Origin of the sequence: Empedobacter sp. 225-1, from assembly GCF_030328185.1 — a bacterium.
Lineage (GTDB): Bacteria > Bacteroidota > Bacteroidia > Flavobacteriales > Weeksellaceae > Empedobacter > Empedobacter stercoris.
In genome coordinates this window covers 46,176-61,458 of record NZ_JACALO010000010.1, presented here as the reverse complement: position 1 = coordinate 61,458, position 15,283 = coordinate 46,176, and the positions used below count along the sequence as shown (strand labels likewise).

At 31.1% G+C, this 15,283-nt stretch carries 17 protein-coding genes; 9 read left to right on the top strand and 8 right to left on the bottom strand.

Annotated features, from left to right (window positions below; translation table 11 throughout):
• Positions 1 to 101: 101 nt before the first annotated feature.
• The 3 genes from HX088_RS04650 to HX088_RS04640 are packed head-to-tail and all read right to left on the bottom strand — an operon-like array spanning position 102 to position 4,480.
• Positions 102 to 1,943 carry a LysM peptidoglycan-binding domain-containing protein gene (locus HX088_RS04650; RefSeq protein WP_171622557.1) on the bottom strand — a complete coding sequence of 614 codons (1,842 nt, stop codon included), beginning with the start codon at positions 1,941 to 1,943 and terminating at the stop codon, positions 102 to 104.
• A 41-nt stretch (positions 1,944 to 1,984) separates the two neighbouring features.
• On the bottom strand, positions 1,985 to 3,583 hold the full coding sequence (gene bshC / locus HX088_RS04645; RefSeq protein WP_260541292.1) for a bacillithiol biosynthesis cysteine-adding enzyme BshC: 1,599 nt from the start codon (positions 3,581 to 3,583) through the stop codon (positions 1,985 to 1,987).
• Positions 3,584 to 4,480 carry a glycerophosphodiester phosphodiesterase family protein gene (locus tag HX088_RS04640; protein WP_188319561.1) on the bottom strand — a complete coding sequence of 299 codons (897 nt, stop codon included), beginning with the start codon at positions 4,478 to 4,480 and terminating at the stop codon, positions 3,584 to 3,586.
• A gap of 90 nt (positions 4,481 to 4,570) precedes the next feature.
• Between HX088_RS04640 and HX088_RS04635 the strand changes: the two genes are divergently transcribed.
• The gene (locus tag HX088_RS04635; protein WP_188319560.1) at positions 4,571 to 5,002 is read left to right on the top strand and encodes a hypothetical protein; all 432 of its coding nucleotides are present in this window, start codon (positions 4,571 to 4,573) and stop codon (positions 5,000 to 5,002) included.
• Positions 5,003 to 5,124: 122 nt separating this feature from the next.
• The gene (locus HX088_RS04630) at positions 5,125 to 6,099 is read left to right on the top strand and encodes a DUF8428 domain-containing protein (RefSeq protein ID WP_225541754.1); all 975 of its coding nucleotides are present in this window, start codon (positions 5,125 to 5,127) and stop codon (positions 6,097 to 6,099) included.
• 38 nt (positions 6,100 to 6,137) lie between these two features.
• Here the strand turns inward: HX088_RS04630 and HX088_RS04625 are convergent, their stop codons facing one another.
• Both HX088_RS04625 and HX088_RS04620 read right to left on the bottom strand, forming a co-directional pair.
• Positions 6,138 to 7,232 carry a mannose-1-phosphate guanylyltransferase gene (locus tag HX088_RS04625; protein ID WP_286483568.1) on the bottom strand — a complete coding sequence of 365 codons (1,095 nt, stop codon included), beginning with the start codon at positions 7,230 to 7,232 and terminating at the stop codon, positions 6,138 to 6,140.
• A complete protein-coding gene (locus HX088_RS04620; RefSeq protein ID WP_171622563.1) occupies positions 7,225 to 7,830 on the bottom strand; it encodes a SprT family zinc-dependent metalloprotease in 606 nt (201 codons plus the stop codon). Before HX088_RS04620 ends, HX088_RS04625 begins: the two co-directional genes overlap by 8 nt.
• Before the next feature lie 53 nt (positions 7,831 to 7,883).
• On the opposite strand from HX088_RS04620, the gene HX088_RS04615 reads away from it, so the two are divergent.
• The 6 genes from HX088_RS04615 (at position 7,884) to HX088_RS04590 (ending at position 12,197) form a co-directional block, all read left to right on the top strand.
• Positions 7,884 to 8,630, top strand: coding sequence for an MlaE family ABC transporter permease (locus tag HX088_RS04615; RefSeq protein ID WP_225541752.1), 747 nt, complete (start codon positions 7,884 to 7,886; stop codon positions 8,628 to 8,630).
• The gene (locus HX088_RS04610; RefSeq protein WP_260541302.1) at positions 8,630 to 9,397 is read left to right on the top strand and encodes an ABC transporter ATP-binding protein; all 768 of its coding nucleotides are present in this window, start codon (positions 8,630 to 8,632) and stop codon (positions 9,395 to 9,397) included. The genes HX088_RS04615 and HX088_RS04610 overlap by 1 nt, the downstream gene beginning before the upstream one ends.
• 22 nt (positions 9,398 to 9,419) lie before the next feature.
• A complete protein-coding gene (locus tag HX088_RS04605; protein ID WP_286483567.1) occupies positions 9,420 to 10,037 on the top strand; it encodes a porin family protein in 618 nt (205 codons plus the stop codon).
• A 74-nt stretch (positions 10,038 to 10,111) separates the two neighbouring features.
• A complete protein-coding gene (locus tag HX088_RS04600) occupies positions 10,112 to 10,819 on the top strand; it encodes a tetratricopeptide repeat protein (protein ID WP_260541306.1) in 708 nt (235 codons plus the stop codon).
• Positions 10,820 to 10,932: 113 nt separating this feature from the next.
• Entirely contained in the window at positions 10,933 to 11,430 is a 498-nt protein-coding gene (ribH, locus tag HX088_RS04595) for a 6,7-dimethyl-8-ribityllumazine synthase (RefSeq protein ID WP_260541307.1), read from the top strand.
• Positions 11,431 to 11,456: 26 nt separating this feature from the next.
• The gene (locus HX088_RS04590) at positions 11,457 to 12,197 is read left to right on the top strand and encodes an acyl-[acyl-carrier-protein] thioesterase (protein WP_286483566.1); all 741 of its coding nucleotides are present in this window, start codon (positions 11,457 to 11,459) and stop codon (positions 12,195 to 12,197) included.
• A 60-nt stretch (positions 12,198 to 12,257) separates the two neighbouring features.
• Here the strand turns inward: HX088_RS04590 and HX088_RS04585 are convergent, their stop codons facing one another.
• Positions 12,258 to 12,713, bottom strand: a complete 456-nt coding sequence (locus HX088_RS04585; protein ID WP_286483565.1) for a copper resistance protein NlpE N-terminal domain-containing protein — start codon at positions 12,711 to 12,713, stop codon at positions 12,258 to 12,260.
• A 99-nt stretch (positions 12,714 to 12,812) separates the two neighbouring features.
• Positions 12,813 to 13,229, bottom strand: a complete 417-nt coding sequence (locus HX088_RS04580; RefSeq protein ID WP_038330990.1) for a nucleoside-diphosphate kinase — start codon at positions 13,227 to 13,229, stop codon at positions 12,813 to 12,815.
• Positions 13,230 to 13,400: 171 nt separating this feature from the next.
• On the opposite strand from HX088_RS04580, the gene HX088_RS04575 reads away from it, so the two are divergent.
• The gene (locus HX088_RS04575; RefSeq protein WP_286483564.1) at positions 13,401 to 13,928 is read left to right on the top strand and encodes a hypothetical protein; all 528 of its coding nucleotides are present in this window, start codon (positions 13,401 to 13,403) and stop codon (positions 13,926 to 13,928) included.
• Positions 13,929 to 13,940: 12 nt separating this feature from the next.
• Here HX088_RS04575 and HX088_RS04570 read toward each other — a convergent pair whose 3' ends face one another.
• Complete coding sequence (locus HX088_RS04570) at positions 13,941 to 15,233, bottom strand: APC family permease (protein WP_286483563.1); 1,293 nt, start codon at positions 15,231 to 15,233, stop codon at positions 13,941 to 13,943.
• Positions 15,234 to 15,283: the final 50 nt, after the last annotated feature.

Sequence of the window (15,283 nt, the reverse complement as noted above, 5' to 3'; positions counted from 1 at the left end):
GAAAAAATACTTTCATTCTGAAGATTTTAATTCTAATTCATAAAAAAGAAAAAGCGATACTAAATCATAGTATCGCTTTTAGGTATAATTTTTAGAAGTATTTATTTTTTTGGTAAACGTACTATACGACTCGCATCGTTTGTAAATGCTTTACTTCCACTTGCTTTTTTGTAAGCAAATTTAGAAGCCACACGTGTATATTCTGTTGTAATATTATTCGTAACATCTCCTTTATTGTTCATTCTATCTACAATATCATATGTTACATCGTATCCAATTTGCTCGTAACGTGTAGGGAATTCGCAATAAACATCTTTAAAATCTTTCAAAACACTTTGTACTTCTGTATCTCTTGTATTGATTAAGCGTGCGGTACTAAAGACAAACCCAAATTCGCGGAAAGCATCAATATTTTTCGCATTTTCTGGATTATACACATCATAAACCGAAACAGCTTTTATTCCGTAAGCTTTGATGTTGTCTTTGTGAAATGTTTTTAATTTTTCTAAATATTGCTTTCCTAATGCATCATCATCTCCAACTAAAACCGTAATAATTGGTGTATAATAATCTTCACCATTTACTTTATCGTGCGGTTGTACAATTTTAGAAGCACTATCTACGATAACCACATTAGCTTTCAATTGTTTTTCTAATTGTTTCTTTGTGTAATTTGCTAATTCTTGATCATCACGATTTGTCAATAAATAAACTTGTTCTCCAGCAAAATTTTTCCCAATTTCATCGATGATTTGATCCGCGATAACTTCATCTTTTGGATTAGAAATCAATAAATCATTAAAAGAATTCAATGAATCATCATTCGCATAAGGCGAAATCACAGCAATTCCAGAATTACTAAAAAAGTTTGCGACTTCGGTTACATCAGAAGTATTTAAGGGACCAATAACTGCATCTGTTTTACTAAAATCGGTTGTCGATAGGATATCTTGTAGATTTCCGTCTTTTGTATCGACGACTTTTACATTGACATTTTTACCTTTTTTTGCTAAACGTGTTAAGGCTAATTTAGTTCCGGTAAAAAATTGCATCGCTTGCGAGTTTTTCAATTGTGGATTATTAGCTACATCAAAAGGCAACAAGATGGCAACATTAATTTCGTTGTCATTTGCACGTTTCAATTTCCCTGCAGTTCCATATTTGATGATTTTTGCATTTTTTTGCAATGGAATTTTAAGAGTCATTCCAGCTTTTAACCCATTAATTAATTCAGGATTTAAACGCAATAACTCATCTAAATTCGTATTGTATCTCTCTAATATTCCGTAAGCAGAATCACCGTTCTGAACAATATAATTGATCGAGTTTTCTTCAATAGTAACTGACCCCGATTTTTTAGGGATAGAAATGACCATGCCTTCTTTTACTCCAGTTTGTAATGCTGGATTTTCAGCATAAAAATCGTCAACACTTACATTATATTGTTTGGCTAATGTATATAACGTTTCCCCTTTTTTGATCAAGTGAGTTCCTTTCGGTACAGAAAAAACTTTGTTCGTTACCACTTTCGGAAGTTTAATCACATCTCCAATTTCTAAACCTCTTTCTTTGATTTGAGGATTTAAAGAATACAATGTTTCTTCCGAAATAGAATATTTTTTAGTCAAGTTGTAAACGGTTTCTTTCGGCTCTATCGTAATGTATTGATAATTATCGTCAGAAGTAGTTACATGTTGAGTAGGATTATTGGTTTCTGTTGGTTGGTTTGTTGCAGTCCCTTTGGTTGGAATTACAATCAAATCACCTGGATGAATCCCATTTTTTTCAATTTTAGGGTTGGCTTTATACAATTCTTCTTGCGAAACACCATATTGTTTCGAAATTCCGTAAACGGTTTCTTTGGCTTGAACTGTATGCGTTTTTTGTTGAGCATAAAGTGCTGATGCACCAACAAATAACAATAAAGCTAATATTTTTTTCATTTAGATGAATTTTCGTTTCAAATATACAAATTATGTTTTGGTTAGCGTTCTTCGTTTAATGTATTTATAATAAACTCAAACTCGAAAGGTTGAAGACTATCTTCAATAAAATCAATGAAATACTTGATGTTAACATAGTCAAAATCAGCAAAATTTTTCACTCGTTCTTGCAAACCATTTTGTTGAGAAAGATCATTTAATAATTGTTCTATTCTTTTCAATAAATCTTCGTTCTTTTTAACTTCTGCATGTACCAAACGTTTTTTTATTTTCTCAAAACCTTTCAATTGTTTTGTGCGCTGCGCTTGTATCATATCTGAAAAAGAAGACTCGGTTAACGAACTCAACTGTTCTAAACGCTCAAAAATATTTTTTAATTCCTCTTCCAATTCAGGAAGTTTAGGTGCTATTTCTGATGAATTAATCGCTTGTTTTTTCGCAATAGCTAAACTGTTTGAAAATAAATCTTCGTTCGATAAATTTAATTTTTGTTGCTTTTCATACTGCTTTTCAGTTCTAATTAATAATGAATTTCTCAACACCAAAAGAGGAAAATCAACTTCAAATTCGTTAAACATTTCCTTTAATTGCAACCAATAAGCCATTTCACCACCTCCACCAATATACGCAACATTCGGTAAAATTGTTTCTTGGTACAATGGTCTCAAAATCACATTTGGGCTAAATTTTTCTGGATTTTGATGTAAATCGCTAATCATTTCTTCTTTTGAAAATTTGATTGAAGTATTATTGACAAAATACGTTCCATTTTGTTCAACAATTCTTTCGCGAGAGTTATTTTGATTAATATAAAATAAATTTATTTCGCGTGGATTTACTTGAATCGAATAACCTAATTGTTCTAATTTTTCATTCTGAGGAATTACTTTTTTAAAGGATGTAGATTGAATTAACTCTTGCTCAAAAGAAGGAATCATTATTTTTTTCAATTCTTTGTCATCACCGTCAATCATCAACAATCCAAGATCTTTGAATAATAAATGAACTAATTTTCGAGTTGCTTCGGTTAAATTATCATTTGACAAATAAGATGCTTCAATCAAATTGTGTAAATCTGTTTTCTTTTTCCCATTTGGCAAAAGTTTCAAAAAAGAGTTGAAAACTTCTTGTAAACCTTCTGTTGATAATCGACCAACGGGACCTCCAAAATCTTTTTCCCAATGAATAATTCGATCACCATATTTGAAATGATTGATTTCTTCGAAGTCGTGATCTTCAGTGGCCATCCAAAACATGGGAACAAAATTGACTTCTTTTTGTTCTGCATTTAATTCTTCACACGCTTTAATGACTTGTAATATTTTATAAAAAAAGAAAATTGGCCCTGTGAACAAATTTAATTGATGACCAGTTGTAATGGTTACCGTATTTTTTTTAGCTAATTTTTTGAGATTTTTTTGTTGCTTTTCCGAAAGTTCTAAATGATTTAATTGCTTCGAGATTTGTTCAACAAGAATTGCTCTGTTTTTATAATTTTCAAGTTTATTCTTAGCTTGTTTACTATAATTTTCTTTGGTTGGAAATAGGTTGTAGAAGTCGTTCAAACTTTCATCTTGATTGATGTAATTGAGCATCAATTTTGAAAAATAATTTGAATCTTTAAGTGATATTGTTTCCATTTAATTTTTATTAATCGTTTGATGAACATCTATTGCTCTATCTGTTGCAAAAATATCGACACCATCTTTTTCTAAATCGCGATAAAGTTGACCATTTCTTGCAGCAGAACTTTTGTCTAAGTTACCTAACGTACCAAAAATGACGACTATATCTTTGTCATGAATTTTATCTAAAAATGATTGATCATTGCGACGGGTTCCAGTAAATGCAACCATTTTATCAGTTGGAATTCCGCTATTTAGCATTTCATTCAATTCTCTTTCGTTTCGCATCGAAACAGACAATAACATTTCTGGTGCAAGTTGATGTAACTTTTTGGCTTGTCCGATTGTATAAGTTACCAAAACCACTTGTTTTTGTAGGTTCGCTTGTTTTATTGTCGAAACTATAGCCCGATAATCAACACCTTTTTTGATGTCTACCATAAAATAAATTGGTTTATTTTTTCCCCAATTTAATGCTTCTGCAAAAGTTGGAATTTTATAAGACGTTTGTTGCCCGAAATCATCTACCAAAAAGTATTCCTTTATCGTTTTTAGATCAACTTGATTGACATCTTGTCGCCCTGTACTTGTCCGTTGTAGAGAATTATCGTGCATTAAAATAAGTTGTTCATCTTTTGTTTCAGCCACGTCTATCTCAAAAATTTGAATACCGTTTTGATAAAGATGCTCTAAGGTCTCAATACAATTCTCTGGAAAACCATGAATTCCACTACCACCACGATGAGCACTTACATAATTTTTATTTTTGGTCGAATATTTGAAGGATATAACTTCGGATGATGTAGTATGATTCGATTCGGGCTGTTTTTTTTCTGGATTACAACTAAAAATAGTTAGTAAACTCAGTACGAAAACTCCAAGATAGAATCGTTTAAAATAGTTAAAAATCATATTTTTTAATAAAAATTAATTTGAATTCATTCAAAGTTATTGAATGAAGCTGTAAATTTAAAGTGAAAATAATCAAGAAAATAAATTATTATGGGACTTAGAAATTTTTTGAAAAGAATTTTAGGAAAAACTGAAACTGCAATAGATGTAGCGGGCGATAAATTTGACGATGTTTCGGCAACGGTAAAAAAAACAGGAACATTGATTGCGGATGATGCATCAGATTTTGCACGTAAAACAATTCATAATTTGAAAGATGCTTCAGGTGATTTGAAAGAGCAATCGAAAGAAGCGGCGAAAGATTTCAAAGAAAGATCAAAACAAGATTACGAAGAAGTGAAAGATATTGCCGAAAAGCAAATGAAGCAAACAAGTGATTTTGTGAAAGAAAAAGTTTCGGATTTGAAAAGCACTTTTAAAGAAGAAAAAACAGAATTAGAAGAAAAAGCAGAAGAATTGAAAACGGAAGCTGAAAATAAATTGGATCAAATTTCAAGTGATATAAAAAAAGAATCTAACTAATTGCGTCAAGTATTTTTGGTGTATAATTTTAGTGATTAAATGTTAAATTTTCGACCATTCTCTAAAATAAATGAAAATGGTTTAGTTTTTGTATTCATAATTTCCCTCTGAATTTAATAAAAATGACTGAATATAAAGATCTCGAACCTTCTACTAATACTAAGCATAAGAAAGAATTCATTAAAAATATAATTATAGCAGCTTTACTTGTCGCCTTGTTGTTAGCAATTGGATATATTGTATATTCCAAAGAAGCTAATGCAAAGTCTTCTATAGAGATGCAAACAGACATCAATGATTTAGAACGTTCAAGAGAAATTTTAAAACAAGAATTACGTATTGTTAGAGCAGATTTTGACGAAGCAAAAACTCGCGTTGTCAAAAAAGATTCATCATTAAACTATCAGGATCGATTGATCTTAGAAAAGCAAAAAGAAATTCAAGCAATTCTTAATAAAGAAGAAATTACAAATAATGAATTATCTCGAGCGAAACGTCTAATTTTATCTTTGCAAACTGATATCAAAGTTTATAAAGAAGAGATCGCCCGATTGAAAGATGAAAATAAAGTCTTAACAAATAAAAATACAGAATTAGCTTCTGAGAATTCGAACTTAAACGAACAGAAAAAAGTAGTTGAGTCGAACTTGGATGAAGAGAAAGAAAATCATCAAAATTTAATCAAAGAAACAAATTCAACCTTATCGGTTTCTAATTATACTATCAAAGGTGTGCGCGTAAAATCGAGTGGAAAAGAAGTTGAAACAACAAGAGCAAGTAGAATTGATAAAGTAAGAGTTTCTTTTGATTTGGACAAAAACTTGAACGCAACATCGGAAACGAAAGAGCTTTTTGTTACCATCTATAAACCAAATGGTGAAGTTGGAAAATTTAAAGGAGCTGATTCTGGTGAAACGACTTTACGTTCTGGTGCATCTATTGATTACTCTGATCGTGTAAAAGTAAATTACAACAATATGTCAGGTTCTAGAGTAACGTTTGATTGGGTTGATTACGATTTCCCGAAAGGAGAATATAAAATAGACATTTACCAAAATGGATATAAAGTTGGTCAAAATGTGATTACGTTAAAATAAAAGAATAAAAAGCTTCTCAAAAATGAGAAGCTTTTTATTTAACAATATTTTTCGCCATTTTTTTGAAGTTTCAAATCACTAACATAGGATTTGATATTTTGCACATTACTGCGTGGACAAATTAATAAACCTTTATCCGAATTAATCACGACATAGCTATCTAATCCGTCGACAATAATTGCCTTGTCTTCTGTTGAATAAATAAAATTATTCTTGGCATTATATCCAGAAAAGTGTTTGCACAATAATGTATTTTGATTATCGTCTTGATCTTCTCCTGTGTATTTATATTTTTCATTAATTGCAGACCAAGTCCCAATATCACTCCAACCAAATGTAGTAGGAATAACATAAACATTATCTGCTTGCTCTAAAATACCTTTGTTGATTGATGTGACATCCAATGTTGTGTAAATAGGTTTTAGCGTTTCTGTATTTTGTAACGATTGATCAAGTTCAAAATACTTGTTCAATGTTTCGTACATAGAAGGTAAATGTTGTTGAAAAGCATACACAATACTTTCTACTGACCAAATAAGAATACCTGTGTTCCAAATAAATTCGCCACTTGTAATAAATGATTCAGCAAATTCTAAATCAGGTTTATCAATATAAGATTTCACTTTTTTTATAGGCGTGGGATTTTCTATAAATTGAATATAACTATAATTAACATCTGGTCGTGTAGGTGCTACCCCTAAAGTGATTAATCGATTATTATCAGCATCCTCGAAAGCAATTTTCACTTTTTTAGAAAATTCTTCTTCATTAAATATAAAATGATCCGAAGGGGAAATAATCAATTTACCATTGGGATTAATTTGTTGAATCGTCATTGCTGCTAATAAATTACACGCAGCAGTATTCATTACTCTTGGTTCAATAATAAAGTTAGCTTCATTAAATTCAGGTAATTGTTCTTCTACAATTTCTTTGTAATCTTGAATGGTAACAATGAAAATATTTTCTTGAGGAACAACTTTTTTCAAACGATCATAGGTGAGTTGAATAAATGTTTTTCCAATTCCTAATAAATCATGAAATTGTTTTGGTTTTTTTATTGTGCTCAACGGCCATAATCTAACTCCTGTACCACTGGCAAGGATAACAGCATAATTATCTTTGTTATTCATGATTGTTTTTAAATTTGTTTACGGTAGCAGTTGCATTAATCAAATACCTTCTATTGGTTTTCAGCTCTAAACAAAGATACCTTAATTTTCTTTTGGATTCTTTTTTAAAGATCCTTTTTCCTATTGAAAAAATTGTGCCATCCTCTAAATCTTCTAAATAGACTTGAGTAGGATTTTTATCATCTATAATATATTTTGATACATTAATATCTGCACCTAAACTTGCTTTTGGATGCTTCGCATGATGTATAATGTAAGGTCGCAATTCTTCGGGATAAACATGAAGTGATTCTAATAATAAATGTCCAAAAATGGTTTTCCATTCTTTTCCATGCGGATTTATTTTTCGAGAATCAAACTGAACAAATGTTTTGAGATGTGCGACTTCATGTGTAAACACAAAAAAGAAAGCATAAGGATTGAGATCACCATTTACCGTAATTTGATGACGGTTATTTTCGAGCAATCTGCGATAATCTCCCAACTTTGTTTCTCTTCGTCTTGTAATTTTAAGTGTGATGAAGTGATTTTCTAACCATTTTTTCACGTACAAGTCTGCATTATGAGGGAGATAAGAAGTTAAATGTTCTAAATTCACATTGTGCAAGATAAATAAAATGCCTTTCCAATAAAAATATTAATTTTGTCGTAATGAAACTAATCGAAAATTTAGGGTCATACTTTATGCTTATGGGTAAAGTATTTAGCAAACCTCAAAAATTGAGTGTTTTCTGGAAATTGACCGTTAGAGAAATATATGATTTAGGTGTAAATTCTGTCGGAATTGTAACCTTCATCTCTACATTTATGGGAGCTGTTGTAGCAATACAAATGGCTCAAAACTTTCAAGGAGCTGCTATTCCTGTACCAGACGCTTACATTGGTTATGCAACCAAAGTAGTGTTGGTCTTAGAATTTGCTCCAACAATTATGTCGTTAATTTTAGTTGGTAAAGTTGGTTCGTATATCGCTTCGAGTATTGGAACAATGCGTGTTACCGAACAAATTGATGCATTAGATGTAATGGGAATCAATTCGGCAAACTTCTTGATTCTACCTAAAATTATTGCTTGTGTATTTTTTAATCCTTTATTGGTCATGATTTCAATTGGATTCGGGTTATTAGGAGGTTATTACATTGGTGTTTTTACTAAACTATGGTCTGCAGCCGACTTTATCACTGGTTTACAAATGAATATGGCAACAAAATTGTTTGTATATACATTTGTCAAAACGATGGTATTCGCGTTTGTTATCGCAACAATTCCTGCATATTATGGGTATAATGTAAAAGGAGGATCTTTAGAAGTTGGACGTTCTGCAACAACAGCAGTTGTTTGGACATCTATCACAATTATTGTGATCAACTTAGTATTAACACAAACAATTTTGAGCTAATGATTGAGATAAAAGAAATCAGAAAATCTTTTGATGCGATCGAAGTTTTAAAAGGTTTTTCGGTTACATTCGAAAAAGGAAAAGTAAGTTTAATCATTGGTCAAAGTGGTTCTGGAAAGACCGTTTTTCTTAAAAATTTAATTGGTTTATTTTCACCAACTTCTGGTCAAATTTTGTATGAAGGCGAAAATATGATCGAGTTCGATTACAAAGAAAAACAACGTTTACGCTCAGAAATTGGTGTCGTTTTCCAAGGTTCAGCTTTATATGACACGATGAATATCGTCGAAAATGTAAAGTTTCCTTTACAGATGTTTTCGGATATGTCGAATGCAGATGCAGAAAAACGTGCAAGAGAAGTATTAGATCGTGTTGAGATAGCACGAACAGCATTGAAAAAGTATCCTTCAGAAATTTCTGGAGGTATGCAAAAACGCGTTGCTATTGCACGCGCTATTGTAAATAATCCAAAGTATTTATTTGCCGATGAACCTAATTCGGGTTTAGATCCCAAAACAGCTTTGGTTATCGATCAATTAATTTATGATATTACGAAGGAATACAACACAACAACAGTTGTCAATACACATGATATGAACTCGGTAATGGAAATCGGCGATCATATTGTTTTCTTAAAAAATGGTTTCTTAGAATGGGAAGGAACAAAAGACGAAATTTTAGTCGCAGATAATCCAAATGTGATTGATTTTGTATATTCGTCAAATCTCTTTAAGAAACTGAGAGAAGCTCTATTAAAAGAACAATAAAATCAATTAAAATAAAAATTCTATGAAAAAATTAATTTTAACAGCAATTGTCGGTTTAGCAGCCAATTTTGCAACAGCACAGAACATCAATTTTGGACTTAAAGGTGGTGTAGTTTTCAATACAGATAAAGGAGAAGTTTGGAATGATGCAACAAGTAATATTTTTAAAAAAGATGGTAAAGCTGCCACTGGATTTCAAGCTGGTGCTTTAGCTCGTGTATCTTTAGCAGGAATTTACATTCAACCAGAATTATTGTACACGCAATTCAAAAATGAATACAACGCAGAAGACAATAACGGAAATAACAGAAATTTTGATGTAACTAAACAACGATTGGATATTCCTGTAAACGTTGGAAAAAGATTTTTAGGAATCGCTCATGTGCAAGCAGGTCCAGTATTTTCTTATTACTTTGATGATAAATTATCTGTAAAAGAATTTACAACTGCAAAACAAGACGAATTTAATGTCGGAATGCAAATTGGTGCTGGCGTAGAAGTTTCTAAATTATTATTCAATTTACGTTACGAATTTGGTTTAGGAAAAGTTGGTTCAGAAATCGTAAATGGTAACAATAGAGAATTCAATACTGAAAATCGTCCACAAATGTTAAACTTAACAGTGGCATATTTATTCTAAAAGGTTGTTTGTAAATAAATTTATTGGATATATTTGTCCCAAATTGTATTTTTGCAACCTCGTAAATTATTAAAATGGCAAAAAATAATAAAAAAGAAGAATTCGCGACAGAGCAATTCGTAGAAAAATTAGACAGAACAGCTTTCAACGTAGAGTTCTTTGTTGAAAAATATGCTAAAGCAATTGGTATTGGTTTAGGAGTAATTATTGTAGCTGTTTTAGGTTATTTTGCTTACTTAAAATTAGTCGTAGAACCTAAATCAGAAGATGCTTTCAAAGAAATGGTTCAAGCAGAACGTCTTTTTGATCAAGATTCTATTAATGTAGCATTAAATGGTAGCGCTGGAAGTTTTCAAGGTTTACAACAAATAGTTGATGAATACGGAAATACAGATGCGGGTAATTTGGCTCGTTTTAAAGCGGCAAGTTCATATTATAAATTAGGAGATTATGCATCTGCTGTTAAATTATTAGAAGAATTTGATACAGATGACAACGTAATGTTAGCGCAAAAATATGGTATGTTAGGTAATGCATTAGTCGCTTCTAACAAATTAGAGGAAGGTTTACCTTACTATGTAAAAGCTGCTGAAGCAACAGAAGTTGAAACTTTACAATCGACATATTACACAAAAGCAGGTGAAATTGCAATGGAGTTAGGTAAAAATGCTGATGCATTAAAATATTTCCAAGCTTTGGAGGGTAAATATCCAAATGCAAACAATGGTGAAACAGCGAAGTTTATTGAGCGTTTAAAATACGCCTCTGAATCTGCGAAATAATTCACTTTCAAAATAAGTACAAGCCGAACAATTTGTTCGGCTTTTTTTATTGATACAAATCAAAGTTTATCCTAAATCATTTTTGTATTTTTACCCTTCAAATTAGAAACAAAATGGCAACAGAAAATAAAAATTTATCTCAATATAATAAAGCAGAATTACCAAATGTAGCGGGATCTAAATTTGCAATCATTACATCGGAATGGAATAATCATATTACATTTAATCTGCGTGATGGTGCAAAAGATACGTTGATCGATTTAGGTGCTAACCCTAATGATGTTACGTTGTACCAAGTTCCAGGTAGTTTCGAGTTGATTTATGGTGCAGATAAAGTCGCACAAACGCATCCAGATTTAGACGGAATCATTGTTGTAGGATGTGTTATTCGTGGTGCAACAGCGCATTTTGATTATGTTTGTCAAGGTGTAACACAAGGTGTGAAAGACTTAAATATTAAACACGATATGCCAATTATTTTTTGTGTATTAACCGACGAAAATGAACAACAATCAATTGATCGTTCTGGAGGAAAACATGGAAATAAAGGTATAGAAGCAGGTGTTGCAGCTGTTATGATGGCCGATATGAAAAAGAAATTAGGTAAATAATCTCTTTTATATCTAAAACTTTTTCAATGCCAATTGCAGAAGATTTTCAATCTATTTTTATAAAGAATTGGGAAATTTATTTCTCTCAATGTGATCCGACTGGAAAAATGAAATTGACAGAAATGGCAAATCTTTTTCAGTTAACAGCTTCTGAACATGCCATTAAAGGTGGTTTAGGCTTTTTCGATTTGCAACAGTACAATCAATCTTGGGTAATGAATCGACTTCGAATTGAAATTGATGAATTGCCTTCTTGGACAGATTTTGTTGAAGTAAAAACATGGATTGAAGTGTTGAAAGGAGCTAAATCTATTCGTGATTTTACAATCGAGAAAAATGGTAAAAAGTTGATTGGAGCATCAAGTTTATGGGCAGTTTTTAATACTGTAAAACGCCGCCCTGATCTTCTTCAAATTGATTCATCTCATATTGAACGATTTCCTGATTTGAAACCTACAAAATTGGAAAACAATGTTTTGACAACTGATTTTGAAGCAACAGAAATTATAGATTATAAAGTTCAATTCTCGGATTTAGATATTGTAAAACACGCCAATAATACCAAATATTTGGAATGGTGTCTCAATACAATCGATGCGAATATAATGTTAGAACATCGCATTAAAGCGATTGATATGAATTTCTTGAAAGAATTAAGTTTAGATGACGAAATCGAAATTCAGAAATTAGAAACAGAGAAGTTGATTCAGTTTAAAATTGTCAATCAAGAGAAAATAAACTTTGTTTGTCAATTAGAGTTGAAATAACATATTTTTATTAAACAGAATTATTACAATAAAAAGGTTTCAATCGAAACCTTTTTTAATTTATTCTTTTATCAAAACAAACTGAATAGAATCTGCCGTTTCAATCTTCTTTTGATTTTTATCCAATTGTCTTATCTTTCCTTCTTCAACCAAAAAAGCATTCGGAACATTTGCGATTTCTGGTAAAACAATTGTTTTTCCATCTTCTTTCAATTGAAAAACCCCAGTTGTCATCACTGCATAATTATCTATTCCTAAACGTTTAGTCGCATACACATAACCATTATTTGGCAATAATTTAATCTCCATTTCAACCTCTTTGCAATCTTTTTCAAAACAAGGTAAAGTCCCTTTATAAATTCCATCAAATTGAATCGATTTTTCCATTGATAAAGTATCCATTTTCAAGGAATCATTTGCATTTTCTACTTCTTTATTCACCGACTCTGTTTCGTTTTTACAACTTGACACAACGAAAGCTGCGATTGTAAATGTGGCTAAAAATATTTTTTTCATCTTTTAGAATTTAAGTTAAAGGTAAGTAAATTTTAACCAAAAAAAATCCTTCCGAATATTTTCAGAAGGATTTATATGATGTTTTATAATCTTATTCGATTAGAAAATTTCTTTCGCTGCGAAGTGGAAAGCAGCTTCGATAGCAGCATTTTCGTCAGAATCAGAACCATGAACAGCGTTAGCATCGATAGATTCAGCGTATTTAGCACGGATAGTACCTTCTGCAGCCTCAGCTGGATTAGTAGCACCGATTAACGTACGGAAATCAGCAACAGCGTTATCTTTTTCTAAAACTGCAGCAACGATTGGTCCAGAAGTCATGAACTCAACTAAATCCTTAAAGAAAGGGCGCTCTGCGTGGATAGCGTAAAATGCTTCAGCATCTTGTTTTGCTAATTGAGTCATTTTAGCCGCTTTGATTTTGAAACCAGCGTCAGTGATGTCTTTTAAAATATCTCCGATGTGTCCTTTTGCTACTGCATCAGGCTTAATCATTGTGAATGTAATGTTTGCCATTTTATTGAATTGTATTTATTACTTAATTTTTGATGTGCAAAATTACAAAAATGATTCGAATGTTTATATCTTATCAATAAAAATTCTCAAATTAATAAATATCAACATTAATTATCTATTTGAGAAAGATGATCAAAATAAAAATTCTTATTTTTAAGAAAATATAAAACCATGAGCTCAAATAACCTATCGACATTTCAGCATAAAACAAAACTCAAAAAGGTTGGTGATAAATATTTTCTGCCTTTCGAGATTTGGAATTATTTGGATTTTGCTTTAATGTTGATTCTTACTTTTTTCTTTATTTATACCTCAATTCATATCAATTGGGTCTTTATTTTTATCATGGGATTTTTTATAATACAAATGATTCTCACGATTAAAGATCGATTTTTTATCGAAATTAAGACTTCAAAATCTTTCAATGAGAATATTCACCTCATCAAAAATCTTGCACAACGTCAAACTAATTTTACGCAATCATTGAACGAAGAAGGTTTGTTTCTTTTTGAATATTCGGAACGAAATATTTTTTACAAATACAATTACCGAAAAAGAGATTATATCGAAACAGTTGTGATTTATTGTGAAGAAAATTCGATTTGGATCAGTTCGTATAATCAACGTAATTTTGGACTTTTTAGACGATATAATTTAAAACAATGGATAAAATTACTGAAACTAAAAAGCGAGAATTAATCTCGCTTTTTGTTATTTAATATCTTTATTTTCGATTCGTTTATCAAAATAGAATAAGATTATTCCGAGTGCAATAATTCCTAAACCGAATAAGCTTTCTTTTGGTTTTTGCATCAATACAAAATAACAGATGTACAAACTAAATGCTAAAAAAAGAGCGGGTAAAACGTAAAAGAATTTACTTTTTATAATCGTTAATTCATCCTGTTTAATGAAAAAAGCTGTACAAACAGCCAACGTTGCTAAGATTTGCAAAACGAAAGATGTGTAAGTGAATATTACTTCAAAATCTCCTGAAAAAATCAGTAAAATACTAATTGCAGTATGCACCCATATCGCACGCACGGGGATTCTATTTTTGTTCTCTTTTGCCATAAAACTCCACAATTTATTTTCGCGTGCTGTTGCTTGTGTCAATCGAGATCCAATCCAAAAATAACCACTAATAGTTGCGATCAATTGTAACGCGATAAAACAACTTACCCATTTTACATTATTTCCAAGTAGATTTGCAAACGAGATATTTGCTACATTTTCTTGCCCCGACAATGCTGCTGCTGAAGCATGTTTTAAAAAAACATAATTTAATAAAACGTAAGAAATCGTCACAAAAACAACGCCTATAAACAATGCTTTTGGTAAATTTTTCTTTGGTTGATTAATTTCTTCCACAATGTAAGAAGCCGAATTCCAACCTGTATAAGCAAAAGTAACATACACCAAAGATGTGGCAAACGCAGGAAGTAACAACTCTCCTTTCCAACTCGAGTCAAAAAGTATTGCATTTGGTTGTACTGCAGGAGTATAATAAAAACCAATAACAATTAAAAAGATGATGAATACAACTTTCAGAATTGTAAATATATTTTGAAACTTACTACTTAGATTTAAGCTAAATGATTGAAATATTGCTACAATTAAAATCATTGCAATGGCAAATTCTTTTCCGAGGTCAAATCCAAAAATATTAAGGTATTTTCCCATTGCCAAAGCAGCTAAAGAAATTGGAGCCGAGAAACCAACGAACAAAGAAATCCAACTTGATAAATAACCAAAAAGTGGATGAAATGTCCGAGATAAATAAATATAATCTCCTCCAGATTGTTTGAATTTTGAAGCTAATTCCGAATAAATAAATGCGCCCATCAAAGCTAAAATCCCTCCAATTGACCAAAGCAATAATATGGAAGTCGTATTTTTAAGATCCGAAATTTGATAACCTAAACTCGTAAACACACCAGTTCCAATCATATTCGAAATCACTAATGCTGCTGCGGTTTTCCAACCAATTTTAGAATGTGCCATACACAAAAAAAGCGTCAATTGAAATGTTGAATTTACATTAAAATTGACAC

What these genes read in the sequence shown, in the direction of transcription:
- HX088_RS04575 (WP_286483564.1), top strand. Translation starts at nt 13,401, where the DNA reads ATGAGCTCAAATAACCTATCGACATTTCAGCATAAAACAAAACTCAAA.
- HX088_RS04625 (WP_286483568.1), bottom strand. Translation starts at nt 7,232, where the DNA reads ATGAATAACAAAGATAATTATGCTGTTATCCTTGCCAGTGGTACAGGA.
- HX088_RS04605 (WP_286483567.1), top strand. Translation starts at nt 9,420, where the DNA reads ATGAAAAAATTAATTTTAACAGCAATTGTCGGTTTAGCAGCCAATTTT.
- HX088_RS04580 (WP_038330990.1), bottom strand. Translation starts at nt 13,229, where the DNA reads ATGGCAAACATTACATTCACAATGATTAAGCCTGATGCAGTAGCAAAA.
- ribH (WP_260541307.1), top strand. Translation starts at nt 10,933, where the DNA reads ATGGCAACAGAAAATAAAAATTTATCTCAATATAATAAAGCAGAATTA.
- bshC (WP_260541292.1), bottom strand. Translation starts at nt 3,583, where the DNA reads ATGGAAACAATATCACTTAAAGATTCAAATTATTTTTCAAAATTGATG.
- HX088_RS04590 (WP_286483566.1), top strand. Translation starts at nt 11,457, where the DNA reads ATGCCAATTGCAGAAGATTTTCAATCTATTTTTATAAAGAATTGGGAA.
- HX088_RS04585 (WP_286483565.1), bottom strand. Translation starts at nt 12,713, where the DNA reads ATGAAAAAAATATTTTTAGCCACATTTACAATCGCAGCTTTCGTTGTG.
- HX088_RS04610 (WP_260541302.1), top strand. Translation starts at nt 8,630, where the DNA reads ATGATTGAGATAAAAGAAATCAGAAAATCTTTTGATGCGATCGAAGTT.
- HX088_RS04635 (WP_188319560.1), top strand. Translation starts at nt 4,571, where the DNA reads ATGGGACTTAGAAATTTTTTGAAAAGAATTTTAGGAAAAACTGAAACT.
- HX088_RS04640 (WP_188319561.1), bottom strand. Translation starts at nt 4,480, where the DNA reads ATGATTTTTAACTATTTTAAACGATTCTATCTTGGAGTTTTCGTACTG.
- HX088_RS04615 (WP_225541752.1), top strand. Translation starts at nt 7,884, where the DNA reads ATGAAACTAATCGAAAATTTAGGGTCATACTTTATGCTTATGGGTAAA.
- HX088_RS04630 (WP_225541754.1), top strand. Translation starts at nt 5,125, where the DNA reads ATGACTGAATATAAAGATCTCGAACCTTCTACTAATACTAAGCATAAG.
- HX088_RS04600 (WP_260541306.1), top strand. Translation starts at nt 10,112, where the DNA reads ATGGCAAAAAATAATAAAAAAGAAGAATTCGCGACAGAGCAATTCGTA.
- HX088_RS04650 (WP_171622557.1), bottom strand. Translation starts at nt 1,943, where the DNA reads ATGAAAAAAATATTAGCTTTATTGTTATTTGTTGGTGCATCAGCACTT.
- HX088_RS04570 (WP_286483563.1), bottom strand. Translation starts at nt 15,233, where the DNA reads ATGGCACATTCTAAAATTGGTTGGAAAACCGCAGCAGCATTAGTGATT.